Annotated in this window: 14 protein-coding genes; 1 reads left to right on the forward strand and 13 read right to left on the reverse strand. The window is 40.1% G+C overall.

All coding sequences use genetic code 11. The features are described 5' to 3' along the window. Positions 1-137: 137 nt before the first annotated feature. The gene (eno, locus tag BLR83_RS04430; RefSeq protein WP_004232506.1) at positions 138-1,436 is read right to left on the reverse strand and encodes a surface-displayed alpha-enolase; all 1,299 of its coding nucleotides are present in this window, start codon (positions 1,434-1,436) and stop codon (positions 138-140) included. Between the two features lie 206 nt (positions 1,437-1,642). Between eno and BLR83_RS04435 the strand changes: the two genes are divergently transcribed. Continuing rightward, complete coding sequence (locus BLR83_RS04435; RefSeq protein WP_074560606.1) at positions 1,643-2,092, forward strand: YueI family protein; 450 nt, start codon at positions 1,643-1,645, stop codon at positions 2,090-2,092. On the opposite strand, the gene BLR83_RS04440 is transcribed toward BLR83_RS04435, so the two are convergent. From BLR83_RS04440 to BLR83_RS04495, 12 genes are all read right to left on the reverse strand, one after another. After that, on the reverse strand, positions 2,089-3,204 hold the full coding sequence (locus tag BLR83_RS04440) for a glycerate kinase (RefSeq protein WP_074560607.1): 1,116 nt from the start codon (positions 3,202-3,204) through the stop codon (positions 2,089-2,091). The two genes, BLR83_RS04435 and BLR83_RS04440, sit on opposite strands and share 4 nt — an antisense overlap. A gap of 143 nt (positions 3,205-3,347) precedes the next feature. Next, the gene (locus BLR83_RS04445) at positions 3,348-10,004 is read right to left on the reverse strand and encodes a pullulanase (RefSeq protein WP_074560608.1); all 6,657 of its coding nucleotides are present in this window, start codon (positions 10,002-10,004) and stop codon (positions 3,348-3,350) included. A gap of 205 nt (positions 10,005-10,209) precedes the next feature. Then, entirely contained in the window at positions 10,210-10,524 is a 315-nt protein-coding gene (gene hisE / locus BLR83_RS04450) for a phosphoribosyl-ATP diphosphatase (RefSeq protein WP_074560609.1), read from the reverse strand. 11 nt (positions 10,525-10,535) lie between these two features. Next, the gene (gene hisI, locus BLR83_RS04455; protein ID WP_074560610.1) at positions 10,536-10,856 is read right to left on the reverse strand and encodes a phosphoribosyl-AMP cyclohydrolase; all 321 of its coding nucleotides are present in this window, start codon (positions 10,854-10,856) and stop codon (positions 10,536-10,538) included. Then, the gene (gene hisF, locus BLR83_RS04460; RefSeq protein WP_074560611.1) at positions 10,853-11,611 is read right to left on the reverse strand and encodes an imidazole glycerol phosphate synthase subunit HisF; all 759 of its coding nucleotides are present in this window, start codon (positions 11,609-11,611) and stop codon (positions 10,853-10,855) included. The genes hisI and hisF overlap by 4 nt, the downstream gene beginning before the upstream one ends. A 3-nt stretch (positions 11,612-11,614) precedes the next feature. Continuing rightward, positions 11,615-12,334: a 1-(5-phosphoribosyl)-5-[(5-phosphoribosylamino)methylideneamino]imidazole-4-carboxamide isomerase gene (gene hisA, locus BLR83_RS04465; protein WP_074560612.1), complete on the reverse strand. Its 720-nt coding sequence runs from the start codon at positions 12,332-12,334 to the stop codon at positions 11,615-11,617. A 46-nt stretch (positions 12,335-12,380) separates the two neighbouring features. Next, positions 12,381-12,989: an imidazole glycerol phosphate synthase subunit HisH gene (gene hisH, locus BLR83_RS04470; RefSeq protein WP_074560613.1), complete on the reverse strand. Its 609-nt coding sequence runs from the start codon at positions 12,987-12,989 to the stop codon at positions 12,381-12,383. A gap of 70 nt (positions 12,990-13,059) precedes the next feature. Next, positions 13,060-13,644: an imidazoleglycerol-phosphate dehydratase HisB gene (gene hisB / locus BLR83_RS04475; RefSeq protein WP_074560614.1), complete on the reverse strand. Its 585-nt coding sequence runs from the start codon at positions 13,642-13,644 to the stop codon at positions 13,060-13,062. 25 nt (positions 13,645-13,669) lie between these two features. Further along, positions 13,670-14,314 (reverse strand): phosphoserine phosphatase SerB, encoded by a 645-nt coding sequence (gene serB, locus BLR83_RS04480; protein WP_074560615.1) that lies wholly within the window; start codon positions 14,312-14,314, stop codon positions 13,670-13,672. Next, entirely contained in the window at positions 14,307-15,584 is a 1,278-nt protein-coding gene (gene hisD, locus BLR83_RS04485; protein WP_074560616.1) for a histidinol dehydrogenase, read from the reverse strand. The genes serB and hisD overlap by 8 nt, the downstream gene beginning before the upstream one ends. Continuing rightward, positions 15,581-16,231, reverse strand: a complete 651-nt coding sequence (gene hisG, locus BLR83_RS04490) for an ATP phosphoribosyltransferase (protein WP_200796320.1) — start codon at positions 16,229-16,231, stop codon at positions 15,581-15,583. Before hisG ends, hisD begins: the two co-directional genes overlap by 4 nt. Next, a complete protein-coding gene (locus tag BLR83_RS04495; RefSeq protein WP_074560618.1) occupies positions 16,228-17,196 on the reverse strand; it encodes an ATP phosphoribosyltransferase regulatory subunit in 969 nt (322 codons plus the stop codon). Before BLR83_RS04495 ends, hisG begins: the two co-directional genes overlap by 4 nt. Positions 17,197-17,205: the final 9 nt, after the last annotated feature.

A 17,205-nucleotide genomic window follows, 5' to 3' on the forward strand; every position in this document is an offset into this window, starting at 1 on the left:
ACTCTCTTCAAGCATTTTTATAATCTCTTTTGTGTTCACTTAACTAAGCTATCTTATCGACAAGATGTCAATACATTTTTTTAAGCACAAAAAAACCTTAGCCTAAGCTAAGGTTTTTAACTTGATATAATCAAAGATTATTTTTTCAAGTTGTAGAATGATTTCAATCCACGGTATTCAGCTACTTCACCAAGTTGGTCTTCGATACGAAGCAATTGGTTGTATTTAGCGATACGGTCAGTACGTGAAAGTGAACCAGTTTTAATTTGACCAGCGTTAGTTGCAACTGCGATGTCAGCGATTGTTGAATCTTCAGTTTCACCTGAACGGTGTGATACAACTGCAGTGTAACCAGCTTCTTTAGCCATTTCGATAGCTTCGAATGTTTCAGTCAAAGTACCGATTTGGTTAACTTTGATAAGGATTGAGTTAGCAGCTTCTTCTTTGATACCACGTGCAAGGTATGAAGTGTTTGTTACGAAGAAGTCATCACCGACCAATTGAACACGTTTACCAAGACGTTTAGTAAGTTCTTTCCATCCGTCCCAGTCGTTTTCGTCCATTGCATCTTCGATTGTGATGATTGGGTATTTGTTAACCAATTCTTCGATGTAGTCGATTTGTTCTGCAGCAGTACGTTTAGCAGCACCTTCACCTTCGAATTTAGTGTAGTCATAGATTCCGTTATCGTAGAATTCTGATGAAGCACAGTCAAATCCAAGGAATACATCTTCACCTGGTTTGTAACCAGCAGTTTCGATAGCTTTGATGATTGTTTCTACAGCGTCTTCAGTTCCTTCAAATTTAGGAGCGAAACCACCTTCGTCACCAACAGCTGTTTCAAGACCACGTTCTTTAAGGATTTTCTTAAGTGTGTGGAAGATTTCAGCACCCCAACGAAGAGCTTCTTTGAATGTAGGTGCACCAGCAGGTACGATCATGAATTCTTGGAAAGCGATTGGAGCGTCTGAGTGAGAACCACCGTTGATGATGTTCATCATTGGAGTTGGAAGAACTTTAGTGTTGAAACCACCAAGGTAGCTGTAAAGTGGAACTTCAAGGTAGTCAGCTGCTGCACGAGCTACGGCAATAGAAACACCAAGGATAGCATTTGCACCGAGTTTACCTTTGTTTGGAGTACCGTCAAGAGCGATCATAGCACGGTCGATAGCTTGTTGATCACGAACATCGAAACCGATGATTGCTTCAGCAATGATGTTGTTAACGTTGTCAACAGCTTTTTGAGTACCAAGACCGTTGTAACGAGATTTGTCTCCGTCACGAAGTTCAACTGCTTCGTGTTCACCAGTAGAAGCTCCTGAAGGAACCATACCACGACCAAATGCGCCTGATTCTGTGTAAACTTCTACTTCAAGTGTTGGGTTACCGCGTGAGTCAAGGACTTCGCGAGCGTAAACATCAGTAATAATTGACATTATGTTACTCTCCTTATGAGTTTTTAATATTTTTACACTAAAATAATACCATAATATCGGCGCTTAAGCAAATAAAAACGAGAAATTTTGAAAATCGCTACCAACTTTCATAGCTTTTCACAGTTTTCAATAACAAAACAGCCCAAATCTGACAGTTTAGTAAATTTAACTTATAATGATTGTAAGAACATATGGAGGGTCCTGCTATGACTGATTTAGAAAATAAAGTTTTACAAGCCGCAACAGGCGAAAAACGCTTAAATCCTGATGAACAACGTCTTTATTTTGGAACTTTTGCCGAACGTGTCGTCTTATCAATTCCTCTTGAAGATAGTCGTTTTGAAGAAGTTAAAAATCGTTTTAGTGATATTTTAGGACAATTAGCTAAACAATACGACACAATATTAGTTAAAATTTCTCCAAAGCTCTCCGTCTCAAACCAAATGTTTTACATGAAGATTGCTCAAGACAAAAATATTCAAGCGACCATTGTTGATGAGAAGAATGCTCAATCACCTTACGGCATTATCGTTCATTCAACCAAGGCTGAAAATGTAGCTAATCCTCTACTATCTGAACAATTTCCGGCTACAGCTGAAAAACCAAAAGAAGCCCCTAAAAAAGGCTTCTGGTCAAAATTATTTAACAAGGATTAAAATCTAGTAAAGCTTAGTAAATTTCCAATATTTTGGGCGGTGCGTTCCAGATTTTGCTCAGCTTTATCAAGGGTATTTTCCAAAGTATCAACGTCAGCAATTATCGGAAAGGCTGCCTGAATGTTAGAAATCGGGAAACTTGGCAAATCATCTTTGAGGCTACCGCAGATGGCAATGACTAATTTACCACGAGGCGTGCGCTGAGCTAGACCAACAGGAGCTTTCCCTGAAAGACTTTGCTTATCCATTCGTCCTTCGCCGACAACAACGATATCAGCTTTTTGAACACGTTGGTCAAAATCAAGCATGTCAAGAACAGCATCAATGCCAGAAATGATTTGACCTCCAGCAAAGGCTGCTAAGCCCGCTGCCATTCCGCCACCTGCTCCCGCTCCAGCCAAATCCAAAACGGCTGGGAAAAAAGTTTGGTAAAATCTTTCCATATCTTTATCAACGCTTGCAAAGTCATCTTTTGCAAGCCCTTTTTGTCCTCCAAAAATATAGGTTGCCCCATTTGGACCACATAGAGGATTTGTCACGTCAGTGATGACTGTCACCTTCGTTTGAGATAAATCCCAACGACAGCTTTCATAAGAAACCATGGTAATATCACCAAGGTGTTCGCCAACCGCTTCGACTTCATGACCTGTTTTGTCAAAGAAACGATAGCCAAGACCTGCTGCCATACCTAGACCACCATCATTGGTTGAACTGCCTCCAACACCAATCATGATTTCTTCGACACCAAGATCAACCAAATGACCGATCATTTCACCAACGCCTTTTGTCGTAAGGGTTAATGGGCTACGCTGATCAGTTGGCACCTTTTCCAAACCACAGATGTCTGCCATTTCAAAAACAGCCAAGCGACCGTTAGTCGCATAATGGGCTTCAACAGGTTGACCAAATGCGCCTGTTACCGTGTGACTTTCACGTTTTAAGTGAAGACCGTCAGTCAAAGCTTCTAAGGTTCCTTCACCACCATCACCAACGGGCATTAAATCAAAAGTAGCATTTGGCAAAGCTTTTCGAAAACCTTTTTGAACAGCTTTTGCAACTTCAAGTGCTGATAGACTTTCTTTGAATGAATCAGGTGCGATTAATATATGCATAGTACCAACTCCCCCTTACAATTCTTACTACTATTATATAATTTTTTAAAGGAAAGAGGTTACAAAAACATTAATACAAAGCAAAACTCCCCTTCGGTTTTAGAAGAGGAGTTCTTTGTATAAGGAAAGTAAGATATTAAATGTTAGTGACTTTTTTGACGTCTTTTTACTTCTAACACTGCTAGACTAGCAAGACTTAGAAGACCAACAAACGTTAGAGTTTTACTATCTTTTTGACCAGTTTCTGGCAAGGTAACCGTACTATTTTCAGCAACAGCAACTTTTTGAAGGTCAGAAAGGACTCGAGAAGCAGATTGATTTTGGACTGCAGTCTGAGTTTTGGCTGGCGCTGCAGCTTGCACCGCTTGATTAGAATTTGCTAGCACTTCAGTTTTTGCCACTTGGTCTTGATAAACAATGCCATATTGGCTGAAGTGGTCAACATCGAAGATGACGAATTTAACGACTTGTCCAGCCACTAACTTGCTAACTTCTCTAAAGGCTAGAAGTTGCGGTTGGGCATTTTCTGGAAGATAGAAAACTTCTGCGACAGCTTTTCCAGCATCAATTGGTAAGATGACTTGATCTTTTTGAGTTGTGCTAACAACATGACCGTTTGCATCCTCTGTCTCGATATCATACAAATCATAATCTTTACCTTGCAAAACTTTTGGTGTTTGGCTGTCATTTGTTTCTTTGTGATGAACTTCAATCTGTGTAATCTCTTCACGTTCACCTGGAGCTAAAATGACACTTACGCCACTTGCTTGGTCATAAAGAGTACGTTCTGTTTCTGCAGTTGCCTTTCTCAAACGTAGGATTGTCGCTGTTAGCGGATTAAGGGTAATACTGTTTTCCGTAAACGCCACACCATTTGGATTCAAGATTGCATCGACACCTGCAGTATCAGCGTCAGCAAGAACTTCTCCATGAAGAAGAGCTTTGTAATCATCTGACAAGACAAACTCACGCGCTTTGCTGTCGGCATTAACAAAGACTGCATAGATATCACCATTACTTGCTTGTGTTTGGTAAGCGATAATCAAATCTTCTTGACCAACTCCGTTTTCGTTTGGAATGGTGATGAGTTTGACCTTGCTATCAACATCAGCTTTTGTCTTAAGGGTAAAGGCATCTGTTGAGCGACGAAGGGCAATTAAGCCTTTGGTATAAGCTTGTGTTTTAGCATTTTCTGGGTAAGCCTTGCTGTCAGTTGCTTTTGCCCAATCAAAATGATTAATAGCATCCGTCGAATCGTAAGAATCACTGATAAAGTAAGGATATTCAAACGGTGTACCATCTGCATTTGTTAGCAAATCTGATTTTGCTGGGACTTGATCAGCTGCTACTGGTGTCTTATAAGCTTCATCACGGAATTGTTTGGTACGACCATATTCTTGTCCTGAATGGATGAAGGCTGTTCCTTGGGAAGTCAAGATAATAAGATTTCCCAAACGTTGACGACGTAAAATTTCAGCTTCATTTTCTGCTACTGATGGGTCTTTGTGAATTGATTTAGCAATAATATCGTGAAGGGTTAGATTATCATGAGCTGCAATGTATTGAATCACGTCACCTGGATCGTCAGCAGTAAAATTATTTGGCTGAGCCTTAATGCTATTAAAGAGCTCTTGCAAATTTTTAACCCCACCTGTAATAAAGCATGGTGTACCTTCGCTTGGATACCCTGATTTAAGGAGATTACGAATATCATCAGAGAATGAAGCCACACTATCTGTGTGTGCCATCCAAGTTTGGTCAGCAGGTTGACGGCTATCATTGGCATCACCAGCATAAGTAATCCAACCTTCACCAAGCATGATAACATTTGGATTCAAAGATTTCGCTTTGTCATAAGCCATTTGAACAGTCTCAGCATCTAAGTCACCCATCATATCAAAACGGAAACCATCCACTTTAAATTCTTCTGTCCAATAGGCAATTGAATCAAGCACCATGCGACGTGTCATATAGTGAGTTGTTCCTGGGCGACCACCACCAAAGCTTGTCTTAGCCTTGCCATCTGCTTCCATGAAGTGATAATAATTTGGTTCCAAATCTTCAAGAATAGCAAGGTCAGCTGTGTGATTATAAACGACGTCTAGGATAATTCCCATGCCACGTTTGTGAATTTCATTAATTAAGTTTTTAAATTCTTCAATACGTTTTGCTGGGTCAGCAGGATTTTCAGAGTACATTCCTGTCAACGCAAAGTAACTTTGTGGGTCATAACCCCAGTTGTAGTTTGTATTACTTGAGGCATAATCTGTTAAGCGCTTGTTATTTATCACTTCGTTAACGTAGTAATAACTCATAACAGGAAGCAATTGAATATGAGTGACACCTAGGCTTTGAAGATAATCCAATTTCTCAGCAAATGCCGCAAAGGTACCAAATTGATTGCGAAGTTCTTCTGAAATGGCTGTATCTGACGTAAAGTCACGCACATGCGCTTCATAGATAATAGCATCTTCACGATCTTTATAGCCCTTGATATCCGCATAAGTCAAGTCTTGATTGCCAATAGCGCTAGTATCAACAATAGCTGCCTTAGCCACTTTATAAGATGGATCAGTTCCAATCAAATCACTATTCCACTCAGCTAATGATTTAGCATAAGGGTCAAGTGCTAGAACAGTCTCTTTTCCGCGAGTGATTTCATAATGGTAATAATAACCACGATAATCACTAACCCCTAAACCAAGACTTGGTGTTAGGCTAGCTGACCATTGACCTTTATCCCCTTTAGTCATAGCGATTTTGCCAACGACTTTGGTTTGGTCATCCTTATCATAAAGAACAACAGAAACGCTATCTGCACTTGGTGACCAAACGGTCAAATCAACACGCGCTCCATTATCAAAAACACGCGCTCCTAAATCACCATCGTAGGCATATTTAGAATCTGTGTATTGCCAACTTTGCTGTGCCTGGTATTGATCACCATTGTAGCTTACTGTATAGAGACCGTCACTTGAAAAATCACCTGTGATAGTAACTTTATTGCTTGCCTTATCGAGAGTAATATCTGTAATCGCAACAGCATTGCCAGCCTTATCAGTCACTTTAAGATTTTCTAGGAGTTCAGCTTTATCGGCGTCTGCTAGATTGCTGATAACAGCGACAAGTTCTGATTGACTAATTTGTTGTGCGGATGTTAAGCGAATAGTGCTTACAAAATATGGATTCGTATAAATGGTTTTATCCTCATCTTTCAAGAAAATTTGTGTTTGATTAGCTAAATCCTTAAAGGTGTAATTGTCTGGTTGAATCTTGGCGCTATCTCCTTCTTTTGATTCATCAAGGAGCAAGAAACCAAGCTCATTAAAATCAGCTAGTGGCACATCGATATAAGCACCGTATTTGCCAAAGTTTTCAAAATCAACACCATCAGGCCAAGAACCTAGACGACTTGTGATGGAACTGTCTGCACTTCCCCACAACCAAATTGCCAAGTTCTTGTAATTGCCATCGCTACGATAATAATTGATACGGATTTTTCCTTTTTCAAGTGGAGCATAATAGTTAGCATTATAATCCTCGTCAAACCAAACTTCATTCATGTCTTGGCTGATAAGGTTAACCAGCTTATCCCCTGAAACATTCTCACCACTAGTATTATTGATGAGCAATCCAACTTTGCGACGATTACCATCGACCAATTTCACATCGATATAATAACCGTAAGCGTCGTGTTTAAGATTAGAAAGGTTAATCGCGCCGTTTGGCCAAGATTCAGATGGGTGTTCAACATCTTCCCAAGTCCATAAACCAAGACTGGCTAAATCATCTGATGGCAAGGTCTTAAAATGAACGCGCAGCGTATTTTCAGCAATTGGCTCTTCTTCTGTCTGAGCGATAAAAGCTTGTGTAATAGCGCCTACAGACACTTTTAGCAACATGGTACCACCTTTTGAAATAGCTGGCGCTTCAATATCAAGATAGTACTGACCATCTTGTCCAAGAAGAGCTTGATAAGTCGTTCCTGTGTAATAATCAGTCACTGTGGCCGCATCAGACAAAAGCAAGTGAAGTTTTTGTGACTGGTCTTTCAAATTGTACAAAATATAGGCTGCATCTGAATCATTTGCTCGTTTGGCAAGAAGCCAACCTTGGCTATCATTAACTGCTACTGTACTGCGACTACCACGCGCCAGCAACTCACTGTTATCACGACGGAAGGCCAATAATTTTTGATAATGTTCTAAGATTGCATTTCCAGCCACGTCATCCCAGTCAAATTCATAACGGTTATCATAGTATGGCCAGTTGTTAGCACCAGATTGCCCTAATTCTTCACCGTAATAAATGACTGGTTGTCCTTTAGCTGTTAGTAAGAGCGTTGCTGCTAGTTTTAGTTTATTTAAATCGCCACCAATGCTATACAAGAAACCATCTTCATCATGACTTCCAAGAAATTGTGCCAAGGTATAAGCGCTAGTGAGCGCATCATTTCTGGCAATCAATTCGTCATTTGCTTCTTTCAAGCGACCATTAACTAGCAACTTAGCAATATCTTTAAAGCCAAAATCAAGCAAGCTATCCATGCTACCAGTGCCTAAATCACCCTTGGTATCTTTATAATTGGCACCCCAACTTTCTCCAACTAAATGGAAATCAGCGTCTTTTAGCGCTAGCTCATTTTTGAAATATTGCCAAGTCGTGTCATCAACGTGTTTAACGGTGTCGACACGAAAGGCATAAATGCTGTTTCCTTTGGCAGTTGTTGATTTTTCAAGCCAAGCTGTCTGCCAAGCAACTAATTGTTTGCGAACAGCCGCATCTTCTGTCTTGAAATCTGGAAGGCCTGATTGTGAGCCTTGAATATCATCACCCTTGTCTTCTTCTGGCGTACGCACCATGCCTGCAAATTTACCTTCTGTACCATAACCTGAGTGATTAAGTACCACATCGACAATGATATTAATACCACGTTCAGCAGCTTGGTCAATTAACTCATGGAAATCATCAAGCGTGCCGAGATGCGGATTAAGCTTTTCAAAATCCTCTGCCCAATAACCATGGTAGGCATAATATTCTTTACCAGTTTCTGTGCTAACATCTTGCGGAATATTATCAACAATTGGTGTAACCCAAATACTTGTCACACCAAGTTGTTTGAGGTAATCAAGTTTTGCAGTCACCCCTTTAAAGTCTCCACCTTTATAAACACCAGCTTGATTAACTGCGCCAGCGTAATCTTGATGATATGGGTTGTCATTACTTGGATCTCCGTTATAAAAGCGGTCAGTCAACATGAAGTAAATCACTTGTTCATCCCAATCCACGTCACCAGCTTGTTTGACACGCTTCGTTACTGTGACCGATACTGTTGTGTCATAGTAGCCATTGTCTTTGTCGAAGACTCGAACAGGAAGTTCATAAGTTCCTGGCTGAGTATCTGATGTTGCTGTAATTGTGACACGATTGAGCTCTGGTGAAATCTCAATAATCCCGCCACCGATTTGTGTGGTGTCAACTTGCATGCGCGTGATATCGACATTTTCTGGATTAGTAACTGTTACATCAATTAAATCAGTTTCATTGTAATTAAAAGGTCGATAGCTACTTGCTGATACTGAAATATTGTGAACTCCAGGTGTCGCTTTTGAAAAATCTTGTCCTGTCACCGTCGCAACATAATATGGGTTAGTGTAAACAGTCGTATCATCATTATGCAAGAAAATTTGGCTATGAACATCACGGTCAGAAAAACTCATATCAAGCGTTTTATTGCCTGCTTTTTCTGGGTCATTTTGATTGACCAATAAAAAACCAATATTTGAGTCTAATAATTTTGACAAAGGTAAGTCGATGTAGCGACCATAAGCACCTTCCTGAATGAAATCAAGAGCATCTGATGGCCATGCACCAAATTGCCCAGCTACATCGCCCCAAGCCCAGAGACCCCAACCGTCATAATTACCATCATCACGCTTATAATTAATCCGAATGATGCGGTCATCTGCCAGCGGCTTATAGCTGTAAGTCGTAAAATCAGACGTAACCCAAACTTCATTTACATCTTTTGATAAAGGTTTAATACTTTGGTCAGAGTCACTAGTTTTCTCACCATTTTTAAGAAGGAGGTAACCAATATCACCGTGACTAGCTGCCTGTCTTACGTCAATATAATAACCAAAATCATCTTTTTGATTTGCTGAAAATGGCGTTGCCGCTGCAGGCCAATTATTGCCATCAGACGGTTCAACTACAGCTCCCCAAGTCCACAAGCCATACTGAGTGTAATTATCATCCGTAACCGCTTGGAAATGCACACGAATCGTATCTTCAGCAATTGGAGGATTTGACACTTGATTATCAGATTGAGAAGATTTCAGGAGATTCACCTGATTGCTGTTTTCAGCACTTGTCACTGTTTTTACATCAGCAATTTCAGCTGTTGCTGCTGTTCCTTGAACCTCTTGTGTCTGTGAAATAACTTCTTGAGGCTGTGACTCTGGCTCAGTTTCTTCTACCACTGGACTCTCTGGCTCAGTCGATTGACTTTCGCTATTATCAACTACGTCAGAAGCATTAACTGTTTCAATCGTTTGATTAACATCAACGGCTTTCTCTGACTCAAGAAGTGCTTCACTGCTATCATCTGGAGAAGGCGTCTCACTAACTACTTCTGAAGTAGCTACTTGAGCAGTAATCTGATCTGCTGAAACGCTTGTTAATCTAGCACCCCAAAACAAAGCTGTTGCAATTGCAACCGAAGCAACACCAACTTTTAGCTTACGAATCCCAAAGTACTCCCGCTTTTCTGGGAAAGAAAGCCGACTTACCTTTTTCATAGAAGACCTCCGTCTTAAAATTAGTAGTATTTTATGCTTTCAGTATACAAAATACTTTACATTTACGCAAGCGTTTTCGTAAAATAATTTTCGTTTTTAGACAACGAATTCTAGTTTATTTATAACACCACACCAAGAATCAATGCAATCGATTGCTTTTAGAAACATAAAGAAAAGGTAGGAAATATTTTCCTACCTCTTCTGCTTAATAATTTGTGATTTCTGGTCGGTCATGAACGTTGCTTTTTTTGCCTTGACGAGCTTTCAAAACAGCTTCTACATCATCAGTTGTAACACCTGTTTCAACTAGCATGACAGCCAAGTGATACAAAACATCTGCTGTTTCATTAGCGATTTCATCTTTGTCAGCATTTTTAGCAGCGATGACAACTTCAGTTGCTTCCTCACCAACTTTTTTCAAAATCTTATCCAATCCTTTGTCAAAAAGGTAATTAGTGTAAGAACCTTCTTTAGGATTTTCTTTACGGTCTAAGGCTTCTTTATAAAGTGTTTCTAACATAGTTTTCCTTTCTATAAAATATCATTGAAGAAACAGCTGTAAGCACCTGTGTGGCAAGCTGCTCCTTCTTGTTTTACAGTCACAAGCAATGTGTCACAATCACAATCGGTTTTAATAGATTTGACGTATTGATAATGACCACTTGTCGCTCCTTTGTGCCAAAGTTCATTGCGCGAACGGCTCCAGTAGTGCATTTGCTTAGTTTCCAAGGTTAATCGATAAGCTTCTTCATTCATGTATGCCAACATCAAAACTTGACCAGTCTTGTAATCAGTGACAATGACTGGAAGAAGACCATCTTGTTTGGCAAAATCAAGTTTAATATCACTCATCGTCTCACCTCGATTCCAGCCTCAGCCATAGCAGCTTTAGTATCTGCAATTGACACCTCACCAAAGTGAAAAATCGAAGCTGCCAAAGCACCCGTAACCGTTGTCTTTTCAAAGACTTCAACCATGTGCTCAATATTTCCAGCACCGCCTGAAGCGATAATAGGAACATTCACCACATCAGCAACGGCATTTAACATTTCCAAATCAAAGCCAGATTTTGTGCCATCTTTATCCATACTGGTTAGAAGAATTTCACCCGCACCAAGACTAACTACTTTTTTAGCCCACTCGATCAAATCAATACCAGTGTCCGTACGACCACCAGCAACATAGACATGCCAAGTGCCATCTGCTTCCTTACGAGCATCAATAGCTGATACCACACACTGATTACCGAACTTTTCAGCACATTCTTTGATGAGTTGTGGATTGGCAACAGCTGAGGAATTGACAGCCACCTTATCAGCACCAGCTTTAAGCATTTTATTCATATCCTCAACCGAACGAATACCACCGCCAACTGTAAAAGGAATAAAAACTTGGTCCGCAACACGTCTTACCATATCAACTGTCGTATCACGTTTTTCGTGCGTTGCTGTGATATCCAAGAAAACTAATTCATCACATCCTGCTTCATAATAAGCACGCGCGGCATCAACTGGGTCCCCAACATCGGTTAAATTAACAAAATTAACCCCCTTGACCACACGTCCATCTTTGACATCAAGACATGGAATAATGCGTTTTTTCAGCATAAACTATCCTCCAAAAGCTTTTAATTCTTCAAGGGTAATATTGCCATTATAGTAAGCTTTACCGACGATTGTTCCAGCAACTCCGATTTCCTGCAATTTCACCAAGTCAGATTGCTCAGCAATACCACCTGAAGCAATGACTTTAGCTGTTGTCAACTCAGCCACCAAGCGCTCATAGTGTTCAAAATTAGGTCCTGTTAGTGTCCCATCTCGGTCAACATCAGTGTAGACAAAGAGAGTCACCCCAATTTTTTCCATGGCTTTAGCTAAGCTGATGTAATCGACATTACTGGTTTCAAGCCAACCTTCTGTAGCTACCATGCCATTTTTGGCATCAATACCGACAACGATTTTGTCACTACCAAATTTTTCCAGGGCTGCTTTGACAAAATCTGGATTTTTCACGGCCATTGAGCCGATAATCACACGGTCAATACCTACCGCAAGATAATCTTCAATCTGTTCAAGCGTGCGAATACCGCCACCAACTTCCACACCAAGTCCAGATTCTTTTTTCAATTTGGCAATCAAATCACGATTTGTAGCTCGTCCATCAAGAGCGCCATCCAAATCAACAACGTGAATAAAGTCAATGCCAGCTTGCGCAAAGATTTTCGACTGCCCAATAACATCAGGGTTAACAACAGTCTTTTGATTAAAATCACCTTTAAAAAGACGGACCGCCTGTCCTTCTTTGATATCAATCGCTGGAAGAATCTGCATATAAAACTCCTTTTCTCTTCTAAAATGCTACCTAATACTGTGAAACTTATTTCTCACACAGTGCAATAAATTTTTTTAGAATTCCTAAGCCCACATCACCAGATTTTTCTGGGTGGAACTGGGCACCATAAACATTGTCCTTGTGAATCATAGCTGGCACATCAATGCCATAATCTGCAGTCACATCGATGTATTCTTTTGGGACATCTGTAAAATAACTGTGAACAAAATAAACAGACTGTCCTTCAAGACCATCCGTTAAAGGACTTTCATGCTTGACTGTCAAATTATTCCAGCCCATGTGTGGCACTGGCATGTTTTTGGTTGCTTTGATTTCTCTACAAACACCTGGAATAAAACCAAAACCTGCTGTTTCTTGATGTTCTAAACCGAGCTCAGTCAAGACCTGCATTCCAAGACAAATGCCAAGTAACGGTGTTCCTTTAGCAACTGCTTCTTTAATCACTGGAACCAAACCACGCTTAGTCAATTCAGCCATAGCTGCTGGATAAGCACCGACACCAGGTAGTATCAGACCGCTAGCCGCTAAAATTTTTGTCGGGTCGCTGGATAATTCAGCCTGAACGCCAATTTTTTTCAAAGCTCTTAAAACATTAGCAGTATTTCCTGCATCATAATCAATTACAATAATCATAAGCTAAGTTATCAAACCTTGTAAGCACCACTAACTAAAGGTGTTTAGGCTGATTTTCCTTTCTACTTCATTAAAGCAAACCTTTTGTTGAATTCACGCCGTGAATTTCCGGGTTGATGGTAATAGCTTCGCGAAGAGCGCGTCCAGTTGCTTTGAAAAGACTTTCTGATTTATGGTGGTTATTTTTACCGTGTAAAACCTTCAAGTGCAAATTCATTTGAACATTAAAAGCAAAGGCTTGGAAGAATTCTTCCACGAGCTCTGTATCAAAATTGCCAAGTTTTGGATTATCGAATTCACAATCAAAAACAAGGTAACTACGTCCTGACAAATCAAGACTTGCCATTCCAAGTGTTTCATCCATTGGAACAAATGACGTTCCGTAACGGTTAATACCTGCTTTATCGCCCAAAGCTTCTTTCAAAGCTTGACCTAAAACAATCCCAACATCTTCAACTGTGTGGTGACTGTCAACATGAAGGTCTCCATCGGCTTTAACTACAAGAGACATGCGACTGTGTCTTGCAAATAGAGTCAGCATATGGTCAAAGAAACCGACACCAGTATCAATATCAACTGGTTCTTGAGCATCTAAATTAAGACTCAATTTGATTTTGGTTTCAAAGGTATTACGTTCAATCTCTGCTTGTCTCATAACAACTCCTTTCTGATACTCTTATCTATTTTTGACTATCTAAAATATCAATCACTTTATACAAATCAGCTTCATTGATTTGGTAAGGGGCTTCTTTTCGCACAACTGGTTTGGCACAAAAGGCAATTCCGATACCAGCTGTTTTAATCATTGGAAGGTCATTGGCTCCATCTCCCATAGCAATGGTTTGACTTAAGTCTAAGCCATTTTCAGCTGCCCATTCGATTAGGCTTGCTTTTTTGACATCTTTAGTGACCACATCACCAAGCACTTTTCCTGTCAAAACGCCATCTTTAACTTCTAAACGATTAGCTTTAACATAATCAAGACCGATGCGCTTAGCCAAGACATCAACGGTTTCATGAAAACCACCCGATACCACAGCAACTTTATAGCCACGATGATGAAGTTCAGCCACCAATTTTTCAGCACCATTTGTAAAATGCATGCGAGCTAAAACTTTATCAAAAATCGTCTCTGGCAATCCTTTTAGTAAACTGACACGTTCATCCAAAGCTTCTTTAAAATCCAGCTCGCCATTCATGGCACGCGCCGTAATATCAGCAATTTTTTCACCAACACCCGCTTCTTCACCAAGCAAGTCAATTCCTTCTTCTTGGATGAGTGTAGAATCCACATCCATCACTAATAATCCTTTTACCTTAGTCATGGCGCACCTCAATTGCTTTAGCGTGAGCCTGCAAACCTTCGGCATAAGCAAGCGTCGTAATATCGTGACTAGCCGCATTAACAGCCGCTTTTGAGTATTGCATGTACTGAATTCGTTTCACAAAATCATGTACTCCAAGCGCTGATGAAAAACGACTAGTACTTGTTGTTGGCAAGACGTGATTTGCTCCAGCATAATAATCACCAATTGGTTCACTTGTGAAATGGCCTAGGAAAACAGACCCTGCATTTTGCACCTTATCAAGGTAATCATAAGCATTATCCATAGCTAATTCCAAGTGTTCTGGTGCCACTTGGTTCATCAAATCAAACATCGCATCAACTGAATCCGCAATGATAATGCGACCATTATTTTCAACTGAAGGACGAGCAATGTTTTCACGTGGCAAACGTTTAAGTTGCTCTTCAATCTCAACCTCAACAGCTTCAGCTAATTCAGCCGAATCAGTTACCAAAATTGCACGGGCACGTACATCGTGTTCAGCTTGAGAAAGTAAGTCTGCAGCAACGTATTTAGGATTTGCTGAGCTATCAGCAATCACTCCAATTTCTGATGGTCCTGCAATCATGTCAATTCCAACAAGACCGTAAACCATTTTCTTGGCTGTCGCAACAAAGATATTTCCAGGTCCTGTAATCTTATCAACACGAGGAATCGTTTCTGTACCATAAGCAAGAGCCGCAACTCCTTGAGCACCACCAACTTGAAAAATCTTATCGACACCAGCAAGTGAAGCAGCTACCAAAATGGCAGGCTCAAAATGTTTTTGTGGTGGTGTAATCATGATAATTTCCTTAACACCAGCAATCTTCGCAGGAATCACGTTCATCAATACTGATGATGGATAAGCTGCCGTTCCACCTGGCACATAAACCCCTGCACGTTCGATTGGACGAATCAATTGTCCACGAATAACACCGTCAGTCGGTTGGTCTTCAAAGCCTGATTCCAATTGTTGTTTGTGATAACTTTCAATATTTGCTTTGGCGTTTTTAAGAGCTTCTAAGACTTCTGGGTCAATCTCTTCAAAAGCTTGGTCAATCAAATCTTGACTCACTTCAAAGTTATCCAAAGTAATCTTGTCAAATTTTTCAGAGTAAGCTTTTAAAGCCTCATCTCCATTTTTCTTGACATCTTCCAAAATTTGACGAACCGCATCGTCGACATCAAGGTTTTCTTTGCTTAATTCCAGTTGCTCTTGATAGAGAATTTTTGAAATGTCTTCTGTCGTTCCTGTTAAAACTTTCATTTAAAAACTACCTCCTCATTTCCAACGATACTTTCCAATTTCTGGATAAATGGCATGATTTCTGGATTATTTTTCAAAGCCGCCTTATTAACAATCAGGCGAGCTGAGATACGGCAAATATCTTCGTAAACCTTAAGGCCATTGGCAACCAAAGTATTTCCTGTTTCTACAATATCAACAATAGCATCCGCTAAGCCGATAACTGGAGCAATCTCAACACTCCCTTGAATTGAAATAATTTCAACATCTTCGCCTTTTTTATTAAAATAATCAGTGGCAATTGTTGGGTATTTTGTGGCAATACGCTTGCGCTTGTGGTCATGTGGTTTGTAGGCATCCGTTGAAGCAACAGAAAACTTACACAAACCAAAGTTCAAATCAAGCATTTCAAGATAACCAATCGGATGCTCAATAAGCAAGTCTTTTCCGACCACCCCAAGATCAGCAACACCATGACGAACATAAGTCGTCACATCTGGTGCCTTAACAAGCAAAAAGCGGAATTTCTTGTCTGGACTTTCAAAAATTAAGTTGCGTCCCTTATCCGCCATAAAAGACATGTCAAAACCAGCTTTTTCCAAAAGTTTCACGGTATCTTTTTCAATACGTCCTTTGGTTAAAGCAATCGTAATTTGATTTTCCATCAGGCACCTCCTTCTAAACTATCGTGTACCGCTTGATAAATGGCATCAATGTCTACTGCCCAACCAACCGCTGTTAATTTTTTAGCACCAAAACGTTCAAATAACTTATCGTAGCGTCCACCTGAAGCAAAGGCATCTGGAACTTTGTCCCCAAAGACTTTGAACATCACGCCAGTATAGTATGGCATGGATGGGATTTGAGCCAAATCAATATTGCTTTCAGGTAAAATATCAGATACTTGTGCCAACAAATCTTCCAAATCAGTCAAAGCAGCTAAGATAGCCTCATTTTTGACAAGTTTACGAGCTTTGCTAAGCACTTGATGACTTTCACCGAAAAGGTAAGGCAAGTTTTTCAAGAAATCGTCAAATTCACTTGGATACTTCTTCGTTAACTCATTTAATTGCGTGATATTTTTGTCTTTAAGTGCCACGTCCAATTCTTTTTCCGCTGCAGCTGGTAAACTCAGATCATCAAAAATAGTTTGTAAAATACCAGCATGTGAAAACTCAAATTGGTAAGATGGGATATCTGCCTTATCAAGCGATGCTTTTGCTGAAGCGATGGCTTCATAGACCGCCTCTTTAGCTGGATAACCAACGATTTCAATCCCTGCTTGTGTGTGCTCATTCATCAAGCCACGCATTTCTTCATTGTATTTGAAGACCTTGCCTGAATATGAAAATTTAATCGGCGTTTCAACTTGGGTTGAAGCAATCACACGTCCGATCTGACTAGTAATATCCGGACGAAGGGTCAACAGTTCGCCACTTTTATCAAAAAAATTGTAATTATTTTTATTAAGCGTATCGCTAAAGACTTCAAAATGTTCCAAGGTCGGTGTTTCGATACGATTAAAGCCTTGACTCATCAAGAAATCACTGATATCTCGTTCAATTTTGTAGGTTACACGTGCGCGTTTGAATAATTTATCGTGCATCCCTACTGGTAAAGTCGTTTTTTTCATTCCATCACT

Origin of the sequence: Streptococcus equinus, from assembly GCF_900101445.1 — a bacterium.
In the GTDB taxonomy this organism is placed as follows: domain Bacteria; phylum Bacillota; class Bacilli; order Lactobacillales; family Streptococcaceae; genus Streptococcus; species Streptococcus equinus_B.